This is a genomic window from Streptomyces sp. NPDC033165, assembly GCF_055577965.1.
Map to the genome: position 1 here is coordinate 399,025 of NZ_JBVIPK010000002.1, position 21,797 is coordinate 420,821.

Annotated in this window: 16 protein-coding genes; 10 read left to right on the forward strand and 6 right to left on the reverse strand. The window is 73.3% G+C overall.

Annotation, left to right across the window (positions count from 1 at the left end):
• Positions 1-14 precede the first annotated feature (14 nt).
• Complete coding sequence (locus ACZ5WC_RS06205) at positions 15-1,712, reverse strand: M23 family metallopeptidase (protein WP_468539694.1); 1,698 nt, start codon at positions 1,710-1,712, stop codon at positions 15-17.
• A 205-nt stretch (positions 1,713-1,917) separates the two neighbouring features.
• Positions 1,918-2,766 carry a lipase family alpha/beta hydrolase gene (locus ACZ5WC_RS06210; RefSeq protein WP_468539962.1) on the reverse strand — a complete coding sequence of 283 codons (849 nt, stop codon included), beginning with the start codon at positions 2,764-2,766 and terminating at the stop codon, positions 1,918-1,920.
• A 486-nt stretch (positions 2,767-3,252) separates the two neighbouring features.
• Between ACZ5WC_RS06210 and ACZ5WC_RS06215 the strand changes: the two genes are divergently transcribed.
• On the forward strand, positions 3,253-3,666 hold the full coding sequence (locus ACZ5WC_RS06215) for a cobalamin B12-binding domain-containing protein (RefSeq protein WP_096631838.1): 414 nt from the start codon (positions 3,253-3,255) through the stop codon (positions 3,664-3,666).
• A 139-nt stretch (positions 3,667-3,805) separates the two neighbouring features.
• Here ACZ5WC_RS06215 and ACZ5WC_RS06220 read toward each other — a convergent pair whose 3' ends face one another.
• Both ACZ5WC_RS06220 and ACZ5WC_RS06225 read right to left on the reverse strand, forming a co-directional pair.
• Positions 3,806-5,512: a DUF5691 domain-containing protein gene (locus ACZ5WC_RS06220; RefSeq protein WP_468539695.1), complete on the reverse strand. Its 1,707-nt coding sequence runs from the start codon at positions 5,510-5,512 to the stop codon at positions 3,806-3,808.
• Positions 5,513-5,730: 218 nt separating this feature from the next.
• Positions 5,731-7,203 (reverse strand): SWIM zinc finger family protein, encoded by a 1,473-nt coding sequence (locus tag ACZ5WC_RS06225; RefSeq protein ID WP_468539696.1) that lies wholly within the window; start codon positions 7,201-7,203, stop codon positions 5,731-5,733.
• Between the two features lie 176 nt (positions 7,204-7,379).
• Here ACZ5WC_RS06225 and ACZ5WC_RS06230 point away from each other — a divergent pair, with 176 nt between their 5' ends.
• The 6 genes from ACZ5WC_RS06230 to sucD all read left to right on the forward strand — a co-directional run bounded on the left by ACZ5WC_RS06230 (position 7,380) and on the right by sucD (position 15,112).
• Positions 7,380-8,504 carry an ATP-binding protein gene (locus ACZ5WC_RS06230; RefSeq protein ID WP_468539697.1) on the forward strand — a complete coding sequence of 375 codons (1,125 nt, stop codon included), beginning with the start codon at positions 7,380-7,382 and terminating at the stop codon, positions 8,502-8,504.
• On the forward strand, positions 8,501-10,891 hold the full coding sequence (locus tag ACZ5WC_RS06235) for a DUF5682 family protein (RefSeq protein WP_468539698.1): 2,391 nt from the start codon (positions 8,501-8,503) through the stop codon (positions 10,889-10,891). The genes ACZ5WC_RS06230 and ACZ5WC_RS06235 overlap by 4 nt, the downstream gene beginning before the upstream one ends.
• A 98-nt stretch (positions 10,892-10,989) precedes the next feature.
• Positions 10,990-12,204, forward strand: coding sequence for a VWA domain-containing protein (locus ACZ5WC_RS06240; RefSeq protein WP_468539963.1), 1,215 nt, complete (start codon positions 10,990-10,992; stop codon positions 12,202-12,204).
• A gap of 141 nt (positions 12,205-12,345) precedes the next feature.
• Positions 12,346-12,546: a hypothetical protein gene (locus ACZ5WC_RS06245; RefSeq protein ID WP_468539699.1), complete on the forward strand. Its 201-nt coding sequence runs from the start codon at positions 12,346-12,348 to the stop codon at positions 12,544-12,546.
• Between the two features lie 478 nt (positions 12,547-13,024).
• A complete protein-coding gene (sucC, locus tag ACZ5WC_RS06250) occupies positions 13,025-14,206 on the forward strand; it encodes an ADP-forming succinate--CoA ligase subunit beta (RefSeq protein WP_468539700.1) in 1,182 nt (393 codons plus the stop codon).
• Between the two features lie 21 nt (positions 14,207-14,227).
• Positions 14,228-15,112 carry a succinate--CoA ligase subunit alpha gene (gene sucD, locus ACZ5WC_RS06255; protein WP_096632777.1) on the forward strand — a complete coding sequence of 295 codons (885 nt, stop codon included), beginning with the start codon at positions 14,228-14,230 and terminating at the stop codon, positions 15,110-15,112.
• 114 nt (positions 15,113-15,226) lie between these two features.
• Here the strand turns inward: sucD and ACZ5WC_RS06260 are convergent, their stop codons facing one another.
• Entirely contained in the window at positions 15,227-16,507 is a 1,281-nt protein-coding gene (locus ACZ5WC_RS06260; protein WP_468539701.1) for a helix-turn-helix domain-containing protein, read from the reverse strand.
• A 126-nt stretch (positions 16,508-16,633) separates the two neighbouring features.
• On the opposite strand from ACZ5WC_RS06260, the gene ACZ5WC_RS06265 reads away from it, so the two are divergent.
• Entirely contained in the window at positions 16,634-18,460 is a 1,827-nt protein-coding gene (locus ACZ5WC_RS06265) for a cell division protein PerM (protein WP_468539702.1), read from the forward strand.
• On the opposite strand, the gene ACZ5WC_RS06270 is transcribed toward ACZ5WC_RS06265, so the two are convergent.
• Positions 18,450-19,316, reverse strand: a complete 867-nt coding sequence (locus tag ACZ5WC_RS06270) for a hypothetical protein (protein ID WP_468539703.1) — start codon at positions 19,314-19,316, stop codon at positions 18,450-18,452. The genes ACZ5WC_RS06265 and ACZ5WC_RS06270 overlap by 11 nt on opposite strands.
• Positions 19,317-19,597: 281 nt before the next feature.
• Here ACZ5WC_RS06270 and purN point away from each other — a divergent pair, with 281 nt between their 5' ends.
• Both purN and purH read left to right on the forward strand, forming a co-directional pair.
• A complete protein-coding gene (gene purN, locus ACZ5WC_RS06275) occupies positions 19,598-20,254 on the forward strand; it encodes a phosphoribosylglycinamide formyltransferase (RefSeq protein ID WP_468539704.1) in 657 nt (218 codons plus the stop codon).
• Entirely contained in the window at positions 20,241-21,794 is a 1,554-nt protein-coding gene (gene purH / locus ACZ5WC_RS06280; protein WP_468539705.1) for a bifunctional phosphoribosylaminoimidazolecarboxamide formyltransferase/IMP cyclohydrolase, read from the forward strand. Before purN ends, purH begins: the two co-directional genes overlap by 14 nt.
• Positions 21,795-21,797 lie beyond the last annotated feature (3 nt).

The following is a 21,797-nucleotide window of genomic DNA, read 5'->3' on the forward strand; positions in this document are numbered from 1 at the left end:
ACCATGCTCGCAGGTCAGGTCGGGTCGATGCCCTTGCTGCGCAGCCACGCCAGCGGGTCGACCGCCGCGCCGCCGCCCGGCCGGACCTCGAAGTGCAGGTGCGGGCCGGTGGAGTTGCCCGAGTTCCCGGAGTACGCGATGACGTCACCGGCCTTGACCGGGCCCGAGCGGATCTTGGTGCTGCTGAGGTGGCAGTACCAGGTCTCCGTGCCGTCGGCCGCGGTCACGATCGCCATGACCCCGTACGCGCTGTTCAGCTGTGTGCGCACGGTACCGTCGGTCGCGGCCATCACCGGAGTGCCGTACGAGACGGGGAAGTCGATTCCCGTGTGCACGGACATCCAGTTGATGCCCGCCTGGCCGTAGTAGGCGCTCAGCCCGTGCTGCTTCACCGGCAGGACGAACTTGGGGCGCAGCGCCTCGCGGCGTGCGGCCTCCTCCTCGCGCTTCTTCTTCTCCGCTGCCTGCCGCTCCCGCAGGTCGATGCGTTCCTGGGTGCGGCTCGCGCGCTCGCGGAAGTCGGCGCTGCCCTCGGAGAGCTGTTCCAGCTGGTTGTCGAGCTTGTTGTTGGCGGCGACCGTCTTGACCGTGCTGGGGTCGGCGATCGCCATGGAGGCGGTCGCCTCCTCCGGCTTCTCCTCGCCGCCGGACATCCCGCTGACCGAGGCGGCGGCGATGCCCGCGACGCTCATCACGCAGGCGGAGGGCACCGCGACGGTCAGGAGCGCGGAGCGCTTGGCGGGGCTGCGGCGCCGGGCCCGGTTGCGGGCGGCGGGCGGGCGGGCGGCGGCGCGGTTCACGGGGGGCGGGGCGGGGGCGTGGTCCTCGGCGTCCGGCTCCGGGGCGTCGTCGGTGGCGAGGGCTGCCTCGGTGGCGAACTCGGCGGTGGAGGCCGGGGCTGTGTCCGTGTCCGCTTCCACGGCCGCTTCGTGCGTCTGCTGTTCGTACAGCGGATGCGACGTCTGTTCGGGTCCGTACGCGGACTCCTCGGGCGTGGCGCCGGAGTTCCAGGCGGTCGCGTCATAGGCACCCGTGTCGTACGTGCCCGTGTCGTACGTGCCGGTGCCGTACGCGCTCGTGCCGTACGCACCGGTTTCGTACCCGTCGGCCGTGTAGGCGCCGGTCGCGAAGGCGGTGGTGTCGTGGGCCCCGGTGTCGTACGCGTCGGTCCCGTAGCCGCCGTCGGCCGCGTAGGCGGTGCCGGTCGGGTACGCCCCGGTGTCGTAGGCGTCCGTGCCGTACGGGGCGGAACTGAACGCGGTGGTGGGGAAGGCGCCGGTCTCGGTGGCCGTCCACTGGCCGGTCGCGTCCTGGTCGACGGTCTGCTGCCAGGCGCCGGTGGCGTCCCACTGCTGCCCGGTCGTGTCCCACTGCTGGTGGACCTGCGAATGATCCGTGTAGCCGTCGTACGTGGCGGTCGCGGCGGCCGTGGCCGTCTGCTGGGCGTCCGTGTGAGCGCCCGTGTCCCAGGCGGTGGAGTCGTACGCGCCGCTGTAGCCGCCGTAGGAGTCGCCGCCGTAGGAGTCACCGACGTAGGTGCCGTCGTACCCGGTGGTGGCGGTCGCGGTGGCCTGATAGGCCGAGTCGTAGCCGGCTGCTTGGCCGGATTCGTGCGCACCCGGAAGGGAGCCGAAGAGCGGGTCGGTGTCGAAGCTGCCGGTCGACTGACTGTCGTACCCGACGGGCCCGGCGTGGGGGTGCTGGTCGTTCACCAACTTCTCTCTCGCCTCGGCAGCAGGACTGTTCTGGGTCCCGGTCAGCGGGTCCCCAGGGGGAAGCAGTGGCCGCGACTGTACCCGGCAGTATGTGAGGACGACAATCTTCGACAGGTTTTACGGCCGCAGGAAACGGGCAATCGGCCGTCTTTCGGTGGACGACTGGCACAGCCTTGGCCCTACGTTCGATAAACGTTCTATTTCAGGCCACGGAAGCTGTCGTTCCGTCGGAGGCGGATGTGTCCTCCCGCGCCTCGCACGCATCAAGCGCCTCACGGACGGCGGCGGCCACCGTCGGATGTACGGGCAGCGCGAGGTGCCCGATACCGGTGACGCGTACGTTCACGGCGTCGAGGTCGGGGTGGTCGACGCACGCCGTCCCGACCGGGACCATCACCTGGTCCAGCTCGCTCCAGAAACTGACGAACCGCGTCCGGCAGCCGGGTGCGGGGCTGCGCAGCTCCTCGATCACGGAGGACCCGCCGCGCATCTGCCGCACGATGGGGTGAATTCCCGCCCCCGGTGCGACGGCGGTGCCACTGTGCGGCGTGCCGAGCGTGACCAGGGTGCGGACCCGGTGGTCACCGCCGAGCCGCTGCACGTAGTACCGGGCGATCAGTCCGCCGAGGCTGTGCCCGACGATGTCGACCCGGCGGCGCCCGGTACGCGCGCAGATCTCTTCCACATGTCGGCCGAGCAGTTCGGCGGCGGTACGGATGTCGCGTGTCAGCGGGGAGTAGTTGAGGGACTCCAGGTGACGGCGGCCGTGCCGGGCCAGCGTCCGGCGCAGGAGGAGGAAGACGGAGCGGTTGTCGATGAACCCGTGCAGCAGGACGACGGGCGGCGGGGTGGAGGCCGGGGCGAGGTGCGGGTCGGGCGACGGGTCGGGCGAGGCAACCGGCCGGCGGCGCTCCGGGGTGAGGCCGAAGGGGTAGACGGCCAGGTGCCCGGCGAGGACGGCCAGCTCCAGTGCGGTGGCGCCGAGCAGCGCGGAGGAGAGGCGGGGGCCCGGACGCCCGGGGCGGGCGAGCGGTCCGTCGCGATGCGGTATTCCGGCGCGGTGCAGCAGTCCGGGGAGACGCGGCAGCCCGGGGCGGTTCAGCGGTAGGGGGCGGTTCAGCAGTAGGGAGAGGAAAGGGAGGGCCTTCACGGGCCGACCTCCTGCACTGGTGCACGGGGGAGGCGGCTCCCGTCCCCGTGGACGCTCATGGGGTGTCGGCACGAGGCCGTGACCGGGTCGGCCGGTCGGTCAGCCGGCCGGTCGGTCAGCCGGGCGGCCGGGCGGGCGAAGATGGCCGTACCACCGTGCCGTGCGGCTGGCGGCGCGGTGGTACGGCGACCTCGTAGCGGCTCCCCTTGCGCCGGGTCCCCGCGCGGCCGGAACACCGCGTGGACGGGGGACGACGCCTGGCGAACATGTCCCACGTGTGATTTCCCCCTCCCCGCCTGCCGCGAAACGGCGGCGTGCGGGATGCTGTGGATAACGTTCGTTCACATCCCCGGCCCTTCAGGCGCGGGAGACCATGTGGAGGCAGTGATGGGTGTGACCGGTCCGATCCGTGTGGTGGTGGCCAAGCCGGGACTCGACGGCCATGACCGCGGGGCCAAGGTGATCGCACGGGCGTTGCGGGATGCCGGTATGGAGGTGATCTATACGGGGCTGCACCAGACCCCCGAGCAGATCGTCGACACGGCGATCCAGGAGGACGCCGACGCCATCGGCCTCTCGATCCTCTCCGGAGCGCACAACACGCTGTTCGCGAAGGTGATCGAGCTGCTGAAGGAGCGGGAGGCGGAGGACATCAAGGTGTTCGGCGGCGGGATCATCCCGGAGGCGGACATCCCCCCGCTGAAGAAGCTGGGCGTGGCTGAGCTCTTCACGCCGGGGGCGACGACGACCGAGATCGTCGACTGGGTCAACGCCAACGTCCGCCAGCCCGCGCAGACCTGAGCCCGGACACGGGTGCGGGCCTGGGCGGGGGTGTGGGCGTTGGCCTGGACTTGGATGTCGGTGTCGGTGTCGCTGTCGTTGCCGGCGGGTGGCGGTGCGGGCCCGGGCGTTCCAGGTGCGAGGAGGCGGGGCGGGGTCGTCAGGTCGTCAGCTCCGCCTCCATCGCGGCGCGCAGCCGCAGGGTGGAGACCAGGCGCTGGAAGGCCTCCGACCAGTACCCCCCGGCTCCGGGCGACGCGCCCTCCTGCTCGTCCTGCGCGGCCGTGAGGACTTCCAGTCGATCGGCCTCGGCCGGGTCCAGGCAGCGTTCCGCCAGGCCCATCACCCCGCTGAAGCTCCACGGGTAACTCCCGCCGTCCCGAGCGATGTCGAGCGCGTCCACCACCGCGCGCCCGAGCGGCCCGGCCCAGGGGACCGCGCAGACCCCGAGCGGCTGGAACGCCTCCGACAGGCCGTGTGCCGCGACGAACTCGGCTATCCAGGAGGCGCGTTCGGTATCGGGAAGGGTCGCGAGCAGCTTCGAACGCTCGGCGATCGAGGCCGTCCCCGGGCCGCTTGCCGGAGGCGCCGAAGGGGCCCCGAGCAGGGCTCGCGCCCACTGCGGATTGCGCTGGCGCACCGCCGCCCGGCACCACGCGGTGTGCAGCTCGACGGCCCACTCGTCGGCGACGGGCAGGGCCACGATGTCCTCGGCCGGGCGTCCGCCGAACCGCTCCTCCCAGATGCCGAGCGGCGTGGCCTCCACCAACTGCCCGAGCCACCAGGACCGTTCGCCCCGGCCCGTGGGCGGGGCGGCGACGACGCCGTCGCGCTGCATGTCCGCGTCGCACTCGTGCGGCGCCTCCACGGCGATGGACGCGCCACCTCCCGAACGGTCCGGGTTCACGCAGGACGTCGCACGGGCCGCCATCCGTCCGGCGAGTGCCGACCCGGGCAGGGCGGACAGCAGCTCGGCGGCGGTGGCGCGGACATTGCGGCTGCGGTCCGACAGGGCCTGCTCCAGGAAGGGCTCGTCGGCACCGCTGAGCCCGGTCCGCAGTGAGTCCAGGAACATCAGCCGGTCCTCGGCCCGTTCAGTGGACCAGGTCGTGGCGAGGAGGGCCAGCGCGGTCGGCGGATCCTGGGCCCGTACGGCGTCGAGCAGCGCGATCCGCTCCGCGAACAGCCCCTCATCCCACAGGCCGCGTACCGCTTCCGGGTCGGTGGTGTCGGGCCGGGGTGATCCGTTCGCGGAACCGCGCAGGGCGAACTTCCATTCGGGGTTCAGCCCGGCCAGCCACAGCCCCCGCGGCCCCGCGAACGCGAGCGCCTGCGGCCGCAGATCGGTGCGGGCCCGAGCGGCGTCCAGCAGCGCGGGCACCAGGGCGGCCGGGGCCCGGAAGCCCCTCCGGTTGGCGGTGGCCAGCCACTGGGGAATCAGTTCGGTGAGGTCGGGCGCCGATCCGCGCCGCCCGCCGCCCGAGGGCGCGGCCCGGTCGGCGAGCAGGTGGGCGAGTCGCTGCCGGGCGGCCTCGGGGAGCGGCGGGCGCGGATCGGGGGCGGTGAGCTCCGGACGGGCCTCGGGTACGGCGGGCAGCAGCCCCGCCCGCTGTCGCACGGTGTGCAGCGCGGCCGCGTCCAGCAGTGCGGCGGGGCCGTCGGCCGGTGCGGGGGCACCCTGCGGCACCGGCGGTCGGCGGTCGGTGCCGAGCAGCGCCGAGGTGACCAGCTCCTCCCAGGGGAGCGCGTCGACGGCCGAGGCGGGGGCGGGGGAGGCGGCGGTGGGGGTGGTTGCGTCGGGGGGCGTGTTCCGGTGCGGGTCCGTGGTTGCGTTTCCGGTCGGGCGGTCGGCGGTCGTACGAGGCATCGTTCCCCTCCAGTTCCGGTGGCGATGGTGATGGCGATGGCGATGGCGGTGGCGGTGATCGCGTGGTGGCTGTGCGCGGGTGTCTGACGCGGGCGGCGGGTAGGACGGCTCCCCGGTCGTCGTCGCTGTCGTCGGGGCATGGCGGAGCCCGGTCTCAACGGCGCCCGGCGTCGACGGCGCCAGGGCTCAGCGACGCCCGGCCTGAACGGCTCCCGGGATCAGACCAGTTGCACCAGGGCCCCTCCCGTAGCAGCACCGGACTCCGCCCCGCCCTCCGGGTCCCAGGCCGCGAACGGGTCGAAGCCGCGGTGGCCGATCTCACCGAACACGGTGACCGGGCCACCACCGGACAGCGAGACGAGCTTCCACAGGCCGGGCCGGCGCAGTGCGGCCGGATTGATCGGCAGGGCGGAATCGGCCTGGGAGTCCGCCAGCTGCCAGCCGTTCTTGGACGGCACGGGTATGACCTCGCGCAGGGTGACCGGACAGGCGTCCAGCCAGGGGTCCTCCCGCAGCGCCTCTCCGTAGACGGCGGGCGCGGCGGCCGCGGTGATCCCGGGCGGGGGCGTGGCCGGGGCGGTGCCCGGCAGGGGTGCGGACAGGGCGGTGTTTGACAGGGTCGTGGCCGGGGCGAGGGTCCCGAACTGCTGCCCCAGCTCGGCCCGGAGCCGCCCGCCGCCCGGATACGGGGTCAGCTCGGCGTCGATCGTCGCGCCCACCGGCAGCGTCTGGGCGGGGGAGCGGCCTGCCGCGCCGAAGGAGAGAAGCAGCGCCGTGCGGCCCGACCCCTGCCCGTACAGCCAGATCCGGCGGGTGACGATCCTGCCGTCGGGGGTGTCGTACTGCGCGAGGACCAGCCAGTGGTCGCGGGCCGGGGGGCCTTCGGCGGAGGACGGCAGGCCGACCCTCGTCCGTACCGTCGCGGCCAGCGCGTCCGGCAGCCGCTCCCGGCCGAGCCAGGCCCTGGCCAGCAGGTGGAGCAGGCCGCACTCCTCCAGCAACCGCACCGGCCAGCCCGGACCGGACCCGGCGATCGCACCCAGCTCCCGCACCCGGGCGGCCAGGCCGGGGGCCTGGGCGTCGACCATGCGGGCCGCGGTCTCCTCCCACAGGGCGTAGCCCGAGCGGTCGGCCGCCGCGAGGCCGCCCCGCAGCAGGTCGGCGAGGCGCTGTTCCAGCTCCTGGGCCCCGTCGGTGATCCGGGTGGCCCGGCGCTCCGCCCGCTTCCGGGCGGCGGGGTCGGAGTGACCCGAGTCGGCGGCCCCCGGTGCGGCTTCGCCGTCCCCGGCGGCTCGGCCCTTCGCGGCCGCGCGTATCCGGCGGCCCTCGATCCACGGGGCGGCCCAGTCGGCGGGCTCGCCCCGCTGGAACACCCCGTCGTCGGCCGCCCGGAGCAGCAGCAGCCCGAGCGCGTGCTTGCACGGGAACTTCCGGCTCGGGCAACTGCACTTGTACGCGGGGCCGGTGGTGTCGACAACCGTCCGATACGGCGTGCTCCCGCTTCCCTTGCACAGCCCCCACACCGCACCCGCGTCGTCGAACCCCGTGCCGGACCACGGGCCGGCTGTTGCGAGCTTGGCGCCCGCCTTGCGTGAGGCGTCGTCAGGGGCCAGTGCCAGCACCTGTTCCACCGTCCGGCGCGCCACCGGTCCGCCGGTGGGTGAGGGTTCTCCCCCGTGAGATAGCAGCATGGGAACGACGGTAGGCGGCACCACTGACAGTCCCCTCCCGCCTGCTCTCCCGCCTGCGCTCCGACCTGCCCTTCACGCGGCCGCTGCCCGGGAAATGACCGCAGGTCAGGGCTCGTTGTCAGTGGCATGGTGCACGGTGGGAACCACATCAGGTCGACCGATCTGGAGGGGGAGCCATGACCATGCCCACAACCACTGCGTCCGTCGCGCCGGAGGCCGGCGGCGAGGCCCTGCGTCCGCATGCCGAGGACGCCTTCGCCGACGAGCTGAAGGCCCTGGCCGCCGCCGACGACCGTCCCAGGCCCGCCCGCTGGAGGCTCTCACCCTGGGCCGTCGCCACCTATCTACAGGGCGGGACGCTCCCCGACGGGACGGTGATCACGCCGAAGTACGTGGGGCCTCGGCGGCTCGTCGAGGTCGCCGTGACCACGCTCGCCACGGACCGCGCACTGCTGCTGCTCGGAGTTCCGGGGACGGCCAAGACCTGGGTGTCCGAGCATCTGGCCGCCGCCGTCAGCGGTGACTCGACGCTCCTGGTGCAGGGCACCGCGGGGACCCCCGAGGAAGCCGTCCGCTACGGGTGGAACTACGCCCAGTTGCTCGCCCACGGCCCCAGCCGTGACGCGCTGGTGCCGAGCCCGCTCATGCGGGCCATGTCCGAGGGCATGACCGCCCGCGTCGAGGAGCTGACCCGCATCCCCGCCGACGTACAGGACTCGCTGATCACGATCCTGTCGGAGAAGACCCTGCCCGTCCCCGAGCTGGGACAGGAGATCCAGGCCGTGCGCGGATTCAACCTCATCGCCACGGCCAACGACCGGGACCGCGGCGTCAACGAGCTGTCCAGCGCGCTGCGCCGCCGGTTCAACACCGTCGTCCTGCCGCTGCCCGCCACCCCGGATGCCGAGGTCGACATCGTGTCCCGGCGCGTCGACCAGATCGGCCGCTCGCTCGACCTGCCCGCGGCGCCGGAGGGACTGGCCGAGATCCGGCGTGTGGTCACGGTCTTCCGCGAGCTGCGCGACGGGGTGACCACCGACGGGCGTACCAAGCTGAAGTCCCCCTCCGGCACGCTTTCCACGGCCGAGGCGATCTCCGTCGTCACGAACGGCCTCGCCCTCGCCGCCCACTTCGGCGACGGCATCCTGCGCCCCGGCGATGTCGCGGCGGGCATCCTCGGCGCCGTCGTCCGGGACCCGGCGGCGGACCGCGTGGTCTGGCAGGAGTATCTGGAGACCGTGGTCCGCGAGCGGGACGGCTGGAAGGACTTCTACCGCGCCTGCCGCGAGGTATCCGCATGACGAGCGCGGTGGGGAGCGGGGCGCTCGCGGGGGCCGGGCCGTGGGTGCTCGGGGTGCGGCATCACGGTCCCGGGTCGGCCCGTGCTGTTCTCGCGGCGCTCGCGGCGGCCCGTCCGTCCGCGGTCCTCATCGAGGGGCCGCCCGAGGGCGACGCGCTGCTGCCGCTCGCCGCCGACCCGCAGATGCGTCCGCCCGTGGCGCTGCTCGCGCACGCGGTGGACGATCCGGGGCGGGCCTCCTTCTGGCCGATGGCCGCGTTCTCACCCGAGTGGGTGGCGATCCGCTGGGCCCTCGACCACGACGTCCCGGTGCGCTTCATCGACCTTCCGGCCGCCCACTCCCTGGCTCTGAAGGCGGCCACGCCGGAGGCGGAAGAGGTCACGCCGGTCGTCGACCCGATCCGCGTGCTCGCCGAGACCGCCGGATACGACGACCCCGAGCGCTGGTGGGAGGACGTCGTCGAGCACCGCTCACCGGGCCCGGGCACCGACTCCAGCACGAGCACCAGCACGAGCGGTGGCGCCGGCAATGGCAGCGACGCGGATGACGCGGACGGTACGGGCGACGCGCTCGCCCCGTTCGTCGCGCTGGCGGAGGCCATGACGGCACTGCGCGAGGCGTACGGGGACGGCGGGCAGCCCCGGGACGCCGTGCGTGAGGCGTACATGCGTATCCAACTGCGAGGCGCACGTAAGGAGTTCGGGGACGCCGTCGCGGTCGTCTGCGGAGCCTGGCACGTGCCCGCGCTCGCTGCGCGGACCACCCTCGCCGCCGACCGCGCCCTGCTCAAGGGGCTCCCGAAGGTCAAGACCGAGCTGACCTGGGTCCCCTGGACTCACCGCAGGCTCGCCCGGCACAGCGGATACGGGGCGGGTATCGACGCCCCCGGCTGGTACGGCCACCTCTTCGACGCGGCCGACCGCCCGGTCGAACGGTGGATGACCAAGGTCGCCCGACTGCTGCGCGCGGAGGACCGGCCCGTCTCCACCGCCCATGTCATCGAGGCCGTCCGGCTCGCCGAGACCCTCGCCGCCCTGCGCGGCCGCCCGCTGGCCGGACTGGGCGAGACGACCGACGCGGTACGGGCTGTGATGTGCGAGGGGTCCGACATCCCGCTCGCCCTCGTCCAGGACCGGCTGATCGTCGGCGAGACCCTCGGCGAGGTGCCCGACACCGCCCCGGCCGTCCCGCTGCAACGGGACCTGACCCGCAGCCAGCGCACCCTGCGCCTCAAGCCCGAACCGCAGGAACGCGAGCTGGACCTCGACCTGCGCAAGGAGACCGATGCCGCCCGCAGCCGACTCCTGCACCGGCTGCGCCTCCTCGACGTCGGCTGGGGCGACCCGGTCGCGGGGCGGGGGAGTACCGGCACCTTCCGGGAGAGCTGGCACCTCCGCTGGGAACCGGAGCTCCACATCCGGGTCGCGGAGGCCGGTGTGTGGGGCACCACCGTTCGCACCGCCGCGACCGCGAAGGCCGAGTGGCAGGCCGTCGAGGCGACCGCCCTGGCCGACGTCACCGCCCTCGCCGAGCACTGCCTCCTGGCCGAACTGCCCGACGCGCTGCCCGTCGTGATGAAGGCCCTCGCCGACCGCGCCGCACTCGACGCGGATGTCGGCCACCTCGCGGACGCGCTGCCCGCCCTGGCTCGCTCCCTGCGGTACGGGGACGTGCGCGCCACGGACACGGCGGCGCTCGCCGAGGTCGCCGCCGGTCTCGCCGAGCGCGTCTGCGTCGGACTGCCACCCGCCTGCACCGGCCTCGACGCGGACGGGGCGGAGGCGCTGCGCCGCCAGGTGGAGGCCGTGCACGGCGCGATCGGGCTGCTGCTCGCCGGGGCGGCGCCCGCCCCGGGGCTGCGGGAACGCTGGGACGCAGTGCTGCACAAGCTGGCGGGCCGCGACACGGTCGCCGGGGTCATCCGGGGCCGGTCCGCCCGGCTGCTCCTGGACGAGGGACGGCTCGCGGAGGACGAGGCGGCACGGCTGATGGGCCTGGCGCTCTCGCCCGGCACCCCGCCCGCCGACGCCGCCGCCTGGATCGAGGGGTTCGTCGGCGGCGCGTCGGGCGGCGGCATGCTGCTGGTCCACGACGAGCGGCTGCTCGGCCTCATCGACACCTGGCTGACCGGTGTGCCCGCCGACATGTTCACCGATGTGCTGCCGCTGCTGCGCCGTACGTTCTCCGCCTACGAACCGGGCGTACGCCGCACCCTGGGCGAGCTGGTCCGGCGCGGGCCCGTCCCCGGGAGCACCCACCGGGAGGGCGTCGACCGGGCGCCCGCAGGGTTCGGCCCCGGGATCGACCGGGCCAGGGCCGACGCGGTGGAGCCGGTGCTGAGTCTGCTGCTGGGTCGGCACCCCGAGCCGACGGGAGCGGCCGGATGACGACGACCACCACGGTAGGGGCGAGCGCGGCGATCCGGACGGACGCGGCGATCGGGACGACCACGACGACCACGGTGAAGGAACGGGCGGAGGAGACGATGGACAGGACGGCTCCGGGCGCACGGCACCCGGACGACAGTGAGCGGCTGCGGCGCTGGCGGTTGGTGCTCGGGGCGGACAGCGCCGACAGCACCGGCCGCACCCTCAGCGGCCAGGACGCCGCGATGGACAGTGCGTTGAACGCGCTCTACGGCGAGGCCGCCGGGAGGAATCGAGGCAGGGGCGGCGGCCGTTCGGCGGGGCTCGGCGCGTCGGCCCCCTCCGTCGCCCGCTGGCTCGGCGACATCCGGACGTACTTCCCCAGCTCCGTGGTCCAGGTCATGCAGCGCGACGCGATCGACCGGCTCGGCCTGGCGGCGCTGCTGCTGGAGCCGGAGATGCTGGAGGCGGTCGAGGCGGACGTCCACCTCGTCGGCACCCTGCTCTCCCTCAACAAGGCCATGCCCGAGACGACGAAGGAGACCGCACGGGCCGTCGTCCGCAAGGTCGTCGAGGACCTGGAGAAGCGCCTGGAGCACCGCACCCGGGCCGTCCTGACCGGGGCCCTGGACCGCTCGGCGCGGATCAGCCGGCCGCGCCACCGTGACATCGACTGGGACCGTACGATCCGGGCCAACCTGAAGAACTATCTGACGATCCCGGGACCGGACGGCACGGCGGCGACGGGCACGGTCGTGCCGGAGCGCCTCATCGGCTACGGACGTGCCTCCAGGGCCGTCAAGAAGGACATCGTCCTGTGCATCGACCAGTCGGGCTCGATGGCCGCCTCCGTCGTCTACGCCTCCGTGTTCGGCGCGGTGCTCGCCTCCATGCGCAGCCTCGCCACCCGGCTCGTCGTCTTCGACACGGCGGTCGTCGACCTCACGGACCAGCTCGACGACCCGGTGGACGTCCTCTTCGGCACCCAGCTCGGCGGTGGCACCGACATCAACCGGGCGCTCGCCTACTGCCAGTCGAAGATCACCCGCCCCGCGGACACCGTCGTCGTCCTCATCAGCGACCTCTACGAAGGCGGCATCCGCGACGAGATGCTCAAGCGGGTCGCCGCGATGAAGGCCTCCGGCGTGCAGTTCGTGACGCTGCTCGCGCTCTCCGACGAGGGGGCGCCCGCGTACGACCACGAGCACGCGGCGGCGCTCGGGGCGCTGGGCGCACCCGCGTTCGCCTGTACGCCGGATCTCTTCCCGGACGTCATGGCGGCGGCGATCGAGAAGAGGCCCCTGCCCATACCGGACAAGGAGACCCAAGAGTAGCCAGGGGCTTGCGTGACCCCCACGGGCTCGTGCAAGCATCGCCCATCGCCACGGAGGGCGGTATTCCGCTGCGCCGGGTCCCGCTGCCCTCGGCCACCGTCCGACGCGGTCGCGCCGTTCGCACAGGGGGTCACCGCCCGGGTGCAGCCGCTGGCCGAGGGCGTCGGGGCGCAGGCCCGGCCGTTCGCGGGCGGTGTGGCGGACACGGCCCGCGCGGACGCCGGGCCCGCCGTCGGACACGCGGCCTCCGGTGCCCAGGCCGCCACCTCGATCGCCCCGGCCTTCGTGACCGACGCGGTGCCGTCGTTCGCCGCTCCGCAGTACCCGGCACAGGGCGGCTGACCCGGCCCCTCCCGGCCCCTCCCGGTTCTCCTGCCCCGCCTCGCCCCTCCCCGTCCCTCCCGCCCCTCGCTGGTCTTCCGGCTCCCGGCGTCACCCTCCCCGGGGGGCCGGAAGGCTCAGGCAGATCCCGCGCAAGGCCTCATGCGAGGTCCCGGGCGAGATCCCGGGCGAGATGCCGGGCACGGCCTCACGCAAGGACTCGGGCAAGGTTCCGGACAGGGCCGGAAGGCAGCCTCGGCCGGAGCCCGAGCGGCCCGGCGGTGTCACGCGCCCCCGGCACCCTCTGTGACCGTTATCACCGCTCAGGTGTGATCTGCGATTTAGGGTCACGCCGAGCGCGGGGATAACCTGCCGGATGGACATGCCGCGTACTCGGACACCGTGTACGCCTCCCTAGTGACAGAGCAGTCACGTTGCCCTTCGCGGCACGCCCACGCAGAAGAACGAACCGCGATACCACTAAAAGGGACGGACGCGCGTGGACCTGTTCGAGTACCAGGCGAGGGACCTCTTCGCCAAGCACGGTGTACCGGTGCTGGCCGGTGAAGTCATCGACACGCCTGAGGCAGCCCGCGAGGCGACCGAGAAGCTGGGCGGCAAGTCTGTCGTCAAGGCGCAGGTGAAGGTCGGCGGCCGCGGCAAGGCCGGCGGTGTCAAGCTGGCCGCCGACGCCGACGAGGCGGTCGCCCGGGCGACCGACATTCTCGGCATGGACATCAAGGGCCACACGGTCCACAAGGTGATGATCGCCGAGCTGTCCCCGGAGATCGAGGCGGAGTACTACGTCTCGTACCTCCTCGACCGCACCAACCGCACCTTCCTGGCCATGGCCTCGGTGCAGGGCGGCATGGACATCGAGGAGGTCGCGGAGAAGACCCCCGAGGCCCTCGCGAAGGTCCCGGTCGACTCCAACTCCGGCGTTGACATCGTCAAGGCCCGCGAGATCGTGGCCCAGGCGAAGTTCCCGGCGGACGTGGCCGAGGGTGTCGCCGAGGCCCTGGTGACCCTGTGGGAGACCTTCGTCGCCGAGGACGCCCTCCTCGTCGAGGTCAACCCGCTGGTGAAGACCAAGGACGGCCGCATCCTGGCGCTGGACGGCAAGGTCTCGCTCGACGAGAACGCCGACTTCCGCCAGCCGGGTCACGAGGCTCTTGAGGACAAGGACGCAGCCAACCCGCTCGAGGCTGCTGCCAAGGCCAAGAACCTCAACTACGTCAAGCTCGACGGCGAGGTCGGCATCATCGGTAACGGTGCCGGTCTGGTCATGTCGACCCTGGACGTCGTCGCGTACGCCGGTGAGAAGCACGGCAACGTGAAGCCCGCCAACTTCCTCGACATCGGTGGCGGCGCCTCCGCCGAGGTCATGGCGAACGGCCTGGAGATCATCCTCGGCGACTCGGACGTCAAGTCCGTCTTCGTCAACGTCTTCGGTGGCATCACCGCCTGCGACGAGGTCGCCAACGGCATCGTGCAGGCGCTCGCGCTGCTTGAGTCCAAGGGCGAGAAGGTCGAGAAGCCGCTGGTCGTGCGTCTCGACGGCAACAACGCGGAGCTGGGTCGCAAGATCCTCTCCGACGCCAACCACCCGCTCGTGCAGCGCGTGGACACCATGGACGGCGCGGCCGACAAGGCCGCCGAGCTCGCCGCGGCTGCGAAGTAAGGAAGAGGGACTCAGACCACCATGGCTATCTTCCTCACCAAGGACAGCAAGGTCATCGTCCAGGGGATGACCGGCGCCACCGGCATGAAGCACACCAAGCTCATGCTGGCCGACGGCACCAACATCGTCGGCGGCGTGAACCCGCGCAAGGCCGGCACCTCCGTCGACTTCGACGGCACCGAGGTCCCGGTCTTCGGCTCCGTCAAGGAAGCGATGGAGAAGACGGGCGCGAACGTGTCCGTCCTCTTCGTGCCGCCGGCGTTCTCCAAGGCCGCCGTCGTCGAGGCGATCGACGCCGAGATCCCGCTCGCGGTCGTCATCACCGAGGGCATCGCCGTTCACGACTCCGCCGCCTTCTGGGCGTACGCGGGCGAGAAGGGCAACAAGACCCGGATCATCGGTCCGAACTGCCCGGGTCTCATCACCCCCGGCCAGTCCAACGCCGGCATCATCCCGGGCGACATCACCAAGCCCGGCCGCATCGGTCTCGTGTCCAAGTCCGGCACGCTGACCTACCAGATGATGTACGAGCTCCGCGACATCGGCTTCTCCTCCGCCGTCGGCATCGGTGGCGACCCGATCATCGGTACGACGCACATCGACGCCCTCGCGGCGTTCGAGGCGGACCCGGAGACCGACCTCATCGTGATGATCGGCGAGATCGGCGGCGACGCCGAGGAGCGTGCCGCCGACTTCATCGCGAAGAACGTCACCAAGCCGGTCGTCGGCTACGTCGCGGGCTTCACCGCTCCGGAGGGCAAGACCATGGGCCACGCGGGCGCCATCGTCTCCGGCTCCTCGGGCACCGCGCAGGCGAAGAAGGAGGCCCTTGAGGCCGCCGGCGTCAAGGTCGGCAAGACGCCGACCGAGACCGCCAAGCTGGCGCGCGAGATCCTCGGCGCCTGACTCAGGCGGCAGAGGCATCACAGCCACGCGTGAACGGCGCGGGCCCGCACCCCCCTTTTCTTCTCCACCAGGGGTGCGGGCCCGCGCCGTTCGCGTACACAGCTGTCGCACGGCTCACTTGGGCTGCGGGACCAGCCGTTCCGGACCGTGGGCCAGCTGCTCGCTCAGTGACTTCTGGAGCTTCAGGTCCTGTGCGGTGAGCTTCTGCGGACCACCGCGCGGCGGTACGCCCCCGACGCGTTCGGCGGGGGAGATCGGCTGCTCGTAGTGGGTCGGCGCGGTGTGCAGGGTCAGCCCTGTCACGCTGATGAGGAGGACGGCGCCCGCGATGGCGGCCTTCGTCCACAGCTTGGCCTTGTTCTCGCTGCCGGTGCGCACGGCACGGGCGGGCGGTGGTACGGGGACGTGCTCGGCGCGGGCGAGACCGCCGAGCCGGTCGTGCAGCAGGGCGGACTGCTCGGCGGGCGATCCGGCCTCCGCCAGCTCGGGCAGCCGTTCGGCGACGGCGGCGCGGGCGGTCATCAGGCGGCCCGCCGCAGCCGGGGTGCTGGCCTCCGTCTCGGCCGCGGTCTCCGGGAGGTCCAGGCCGACCCCGTCGTACAGGAGCAGCGTGCGCCGGTAGGCCGGGGGCAGGTCGAGCAGCGCGTCGAACAACGCCCGCTTGCCCGGCTCGGTGGGCGGGGCGTCGGGGTGCCGGTGGACGCGGCGCAGCCGGTGCCAGGGGGACATCGCGTACTCGTATGCCGCCGCGCGCACCCACCCGGCCGGATCGCGGTCGACGGCCACCTCGGGCCAGCGGTGCCAGGCCAGTTGGAAGGCGCGCTCCACGGACTCGCGGGCCAGGCCGCGGCGCCCGGTCAGCAGGAAAGTCTGCCGGACGAGGGCGGGCGCGGTGCCGGCGTACAGCTCGTCGAACGCTTCGGCGGGGGAGAGAGCGGGGGAGCGGACGGGCATGAGGTCGGGCGCGGGGCCGGGCTGCTCCTCGGGCGCGACCGCTCCAGGGGCCGTTTCCGCCGCGCCTGCCGTTTCGGTTTCCGCTGCGGCCGCTTCCGCTGTTTCTGCTGTCGCTGTCGCTGCCGTCTCCGCTACCGCTACTGCTACCGCTGCCGCTTTCACTTCGGTTTCCGGCTCGGTCGGCGGTTTCGGCCGTGCCGTCGCCGGTGCTGCCTCGGGCGGTGACGGAGTTTCCGGGGCGATCAGCTTGGCGTACAGCGCGCGCTTGCGTCCGCGCGGGCTCGTGCGCCCCGTCTCCCAGGAGCGCACGGTGGCGCGCGTGACGCCGACCGCCGCCGCCACCTGATCCTCGCTCAACGACTTCGACTCACGCAGTCTGCGGCGCTCCTTGGGGGAGGGCAGCGGCGGCGCAGCGGCCTGATCGGTGGTGCTCCGGGTCATGGGTGCCCCCCGGCACCACTGCACTGGGAGAAAAAGTACATAAACGTATATTGAGCGACACAACGGCTGTTCGCGCGTTACGCGAAATAAGCGCGTGTCGTTGGCAGCATGGGCCGCGTGACCCAAATGACGCAACGCAGTCCGAAGGCCCCGGCCGAGCGGAACCGCACCCTCGCCCTGGCTTCCGCCCTGGTGCGGGGCGCCGTCGCCGCGGGCCTCGGCCTCGGGTCGCTGACCGTGCTGGTCATGGTGATGTGGATCAGTTCCCCGTACCCGGACAGCGGACCCGGCGGGGCGCTGCGCGCCGGGGTCGGGGTCTGGTTGCTCGCGCACGGCGCCGGGCTCGTGCGGCCCGACACCCTGAGCGGCGTGCCCGCCCCCGTCGGCGTCGTGCCGCTGCTGCTCGTGGCGGGTCCGGTCTGGCTGGCGCACCGGGCGGCGCGGGACGCGGCGGAGCCGGAGGAGGGGCGGGCGCGGCCCTCACGGGCGGGGGCGTTCTGCGCGGTTACGGCGGGTTACCTCCTGGTCGTGGCGGGGGCGGCGGCCTATGCGCGGGCCGGTTCGCTGCGCGTCGAACCGGACACGCTGGCGTTCCCGGTGGCGTTCGTGGTGGCCGGTTCGGCGGTGGCCGGGGTGTGGACGGCGGCCGGGCGGCCGCTGGGCCCGCTGCCGTCCTGGTCGCCCCTGGTGCTTCAGGAGGCCGTCGCGCGGACGCTCTTCCGCAACCGGGCCGAGGCGGCGTGCCGGGCGGCCGCTGCGGGGGTGATGGTGCTGCTCGGCGGCGGGGCGCTGCTGGTCGCGGTGGCCCTCGGCCGGAACGCGGTGGCGGCGCAGGACACGTTCCTGGCGCTCGCGGGTGACTGGCCGGGGCGGTTCGCCGTCTTCCTGCTGGCCGCCGCGCTCGTGCCGAACGCCGCGCTGTGGGGAGCGGCGTACGGGCTCGGGCCCGGCTTCTCGCTCGGTACGGGAGCCACCGCCACCCCGCTGGGCCTCGACGGCACCCCGGCGGTGCCCGGCTTCCCGCTGCTGGTGGCGGTGCCGGAACAGGGCCCGGGCTCCCTGCTGAGCGCGGCGGCCCTGGCGGTCCCGGTGGCGGCCGCGCTGGTCGTCGCCTGGTTCACCGTACGCGGGGCGGCCCCCGCCGACGCCCCGCGCGACCGGGCCTGGACCCCGCGCGAGACGGTGCTGGTGACCCTGCTCGGCGCGCTGGGGTGCGGTGCCGGTACGGCGTTGCTCACGGCGGTCGCGGGCGGACCGCTCGGCACGGGGGCGCTCAGTGCGTTCGGGCCCGTGTGGTGGCTGACCGGTCCGGCGGCGCTGGTGTGGACGGCGGCCATCGGCGTACCGGCGGCGTTGCTGCTGCGGGCGTGGCGGCTGCGCACACCCGGGTGGGCCTGGCGCCGGGACGTACCGGAAGGGGGCGCGGGGCGGGTCCCGGAAGCGGACGCTCCGCCCGCTCCCTCCGTTCCACCTGAGGCTGCGCTACCCGCAGACGAAGGCGCCGGAAAGGGTGCTGAGAAGGGCGCCGGAAAGGGTGCTGGGAAGAGCGGACCCGGGACGGCGGAAGGCGACGAGGAGGAGGCCGCCGCCGTCATCGGCCGGCCGCGCCGCTGGTGGGCGTCCTGGCGCAGGGGCAACGGGACGGGGGACGAGGCCGTCCCGGCCGCTTCCTCCGTACAGGCCCCTGTGCCGGCCTCCGGCGCGGCTCCCGGTGCGGCCCCCGAAGCGGCCTTCCGGGCGTCGGCGGCGTTCCAGCCCTACGACTTCCTGCCGACCGACCCCTGGCACGAGAACGCGGCCCGGCAGGCCCGGTGGGCCTCCCTCAAGCGGGAATCCGGCGGGCTGATGGCCGACTTCCCCGCCGGGGAGGCGGTGCGGAAGCCGACCACGACGGAGCCGACCGGTCCGGACGGCCCAGGCGGTCCGGACGGCCCGGAAGGCGCTACTCCTTGACGCCGAAGAACGGCTCCAGCGGCTTCGGCAGCTGATCGTTGCAGGACAGTGCGCCGGTCTTGGTCAGGGCGTCGTTCACGCACGTGTAGTAGTCGCGGTAGACGAGCTGCACGGTGAACGTCGTCAGCACGATGAGCAGGGCGAGCAGGGCCGTCACCAGTCCGCTGATCGCCGCCGTGGTCTGCTGCTTGCTGCTGACGCCCTGCGCGACCGTGGGCGCGGTCCCCGTGCCGCCCCCGGGAGCGGCACCGGTCGCTCCCGTACCGCTGACGACGGCCGCGCGGTCCGCCGCGGCGGCGTCCTTCTTCGGCGGCGTGCGCAGCGCGCTGATCGCCCAGTAGACGGAGAGCGAGCCCAGAAGCAGGGCGATCTCCGGGAGGTCGAAGAGGGCGAAGAAGACGGCCCACATACCGCCGAGCAGCGCGTAGCGGGCGCGCCGCTGCCCGGGGTCGGTGGGGTCCCAGCGCATTCCGCCGGGACCGCCGTCGGGTCCGCCCCTGCCCCCGGGGCCGCCGGAGCCGTTCCCGCCGGGGCGGCCGCCCCAGCCGCCGCTGCCCCGGCCGGGCTGCTTGCTGCTCCACTGGCTGCCCCACGCCGGCCGGTCGCCGGAGGAGCCGTCGCCGGAGCCCTCCCCTGATCCGTCGCCGGAGCCCTCGCCGCCGTTCCCGTTGCCCGGACCGGAGGGGTGGCGCGGCTGCCAGGGCTGGTCCGGCCGGTCCGCGGGCGGGGCGGCGAACGGATTGTCGCGCTCCGGCTTGTCGGCCTCCGGCGAGGAGGACTGGCGTTCCCGCATCAGCAGGGCGGCCCGCTCGGGCAGCGGGAGGCGGAAGGCGGTGCGGCGGCGTCGGTCCGGCATGTGGTGAACGTCTTCCCCATCTCGTCATGTCCGCCCGGAGGACGGTTCGTCCGCCCGGAGGACCCGGTGGACGGTGAGCTGTCCCCTGACGCTACCTCCCGGTCACGCCCCCGTCCCGTGGGGGCCGTCGGGTGTGCCGGTATCGTTGCTGACGGTCGGCCCGTTCGTAGGGTTCCCCGTATCGGGCGAAGCGATTCTCTCGTACGACCCTACAAAGAGCATCCCCCGGTGCCGCCGCGCCTGTGTCACCACGTGGTCATCACGCGAGAAAGGGCCCCGACGTGGCCTCCCCGCCCCCCTCCTCCGTTCCCGCCCGGCTGGTCGTGCTGGTCTCCGGATCCGGTACGAATCTCCAGGCCCTGCTCGACGCCATCGGCGACGACCCGGCGGCGTACGGAGCGCAGATCGTCGCCGTCGGCGCGGACCGTGACGGGACCGGGGGCCTTGAGCGCGCCGAGCGGGCCGGAATCCCCACGTTCGTGTGCAAGCTCAAGGACCACGCGACCCGTGCCGAGTGGGACGAGGCGCTCGCCGCGCAGGTCGCCGCGCACCGCCCGGACCTCGTCGTCTCCGCGGGTTTCATGAAGATCGTCGGCCCGGCGTTCCTCGCCGCCTTCGGCGGCCGGACCGTCAACACCCACCCCGCCCTGCTGCCCAGCTTTCCCGGCGCGCACGGAGTGCGTGACGCACTCGCGTACGGCGTGAAGGTCACCGGCTGCACCGTCCACTTCGTCGACGACGGTGTCGACACCGGCCCGATCATCGCCCAGGGCGTGGTCGAGGTGACCGAAGAGGACACCCCGGAGGGCGAAGCCGCCCTCCACGAACGCATCAAGGAAGTCGAGCGCACGCTGCTCGTCGAGGCCGTGGGGCGGATCGCCCGTGACGGTCATCGCATTGAGGGACGAAAGGTTCATCTCGGTCATGTCGGTGAATAAGCCCATCCGCCGCGCCCTGGTCAGTGTCTACGACAAGACGGGGCTCGAAGACCTCGCCCGCGGTCTGCACGAGGCGGGCGTCGAGCTCGTCTCCACCGGCTCCACCGCCGGGAAGATCGCCGCCGCCGGGGTCCCGGTCACCAAGGTCGAGGAGCTCACCGGCTTCCCGGAGTGCCTGGACGGCCGCGTCAAGACCCTCCACCCCCGCGTCCACGCGGGCATCCTCGCGGACCTCCGCCTGGACGCCCACCGCGAGCAGCTGGCCGAGCTGGGCGTCGAGCCCTTCGACCTGGTGGTCGTGAACCTCTACCCGTTCAAGGCGACCGTCGCCTCGGGCGCCTCGGACGACGAGTGCGTGGAGCAGATCGACATCGGCGGCCCCTCCATGGTCCGCGCCGCCGCCAAGAACCACCCCTCGGTGGCCGTCGTCACCAGCCCGGAGCGGTACGCGGACGTCCTCGCGGCCGTCAAGGCGGGCGGCTTCGACCTGACCGCCCGCAAGCGGCTGGCCGCCGAGGCGTTCCAGCACACCGCCTCCTACGACGTGGCCGTCGCCTCCTGGTTCGCGGACGACTACGCGGCCGCCGACGACTCGGGCCTCCCCGAGTTCCTCGGTGACACCTTCGCCCGCAAGAACGTCCTGCGCTACGGCGAGAACCCGCACCAGCCCGCCGCGCTCTACACCTCCGGCGAGGGCGGTCTCGCCGAGGCCGAGCAGCTGCACGGCAAGGAGATGTCCTACAACAACTACACGGACACCGACGCCGCCCGCCGCGCCGCCTACGACCACGCCGAGCCGTGCGTCGCGATCATCAAGCACGCCAACCCGTGCGGCATCGCCATCGCCGACGACATCGCCGAGGCGCACCGCAAGGCCCACGCCTGCGACCCGCTCTCCGCGTTCGGCGGCGTCATCGCCGTCAACCGGCCGGTGACCGTCGAGCTGGCCGAGCAGGTCGCGGAGATCTTCACCGAGGTCATCGTCGCCCCGGCGTACGAGGACGGCGCCGTCGAGGTGCTGGCCCGCAAGAAGAACATCCGGGTGCTGCGTGCCCCGGACGCCCCGGCCGCCGCGTTCGAGGTCAAGCCGATCGACGGCGGTGCCCTGCTCCAGGTGACCGACCGCCTCCAGGCCGAGGGCGACGACCCGGCCAACTGGACGCTGGCCACCGGCGAGGCGCTCTCCGAGGCGGAGCTGAAGGAGCTGGCCTTCGCCTGGAAGGCGTGCCGCGCGGTCAAGTCCAACGCGATCCTCCTCGCCAGGGACGGCGCCTCGGTCGGCGTCGGCATGGGCCAGGTCAACCGAGTCGACTCCGCGAAGCTCGCCGTCGAGCGGGCGGGCGAGGAGCGGGCGGCCGGTGCCTACGCCGCCTCCGACGCGTTCTTCCCGTTCCCCGACGGCCTGGAGATCCTCACCGCCGCCGGTATCAAGGCCGTCGTCCAGCCCGGCGGCTCCGTCCGCGACGAGCTGGTGATCGAGGCCGCGCAGAAGGCGGGCGTCACCATGTACTTCACCGGGACGCGCCACTTCTTCCACTGACCG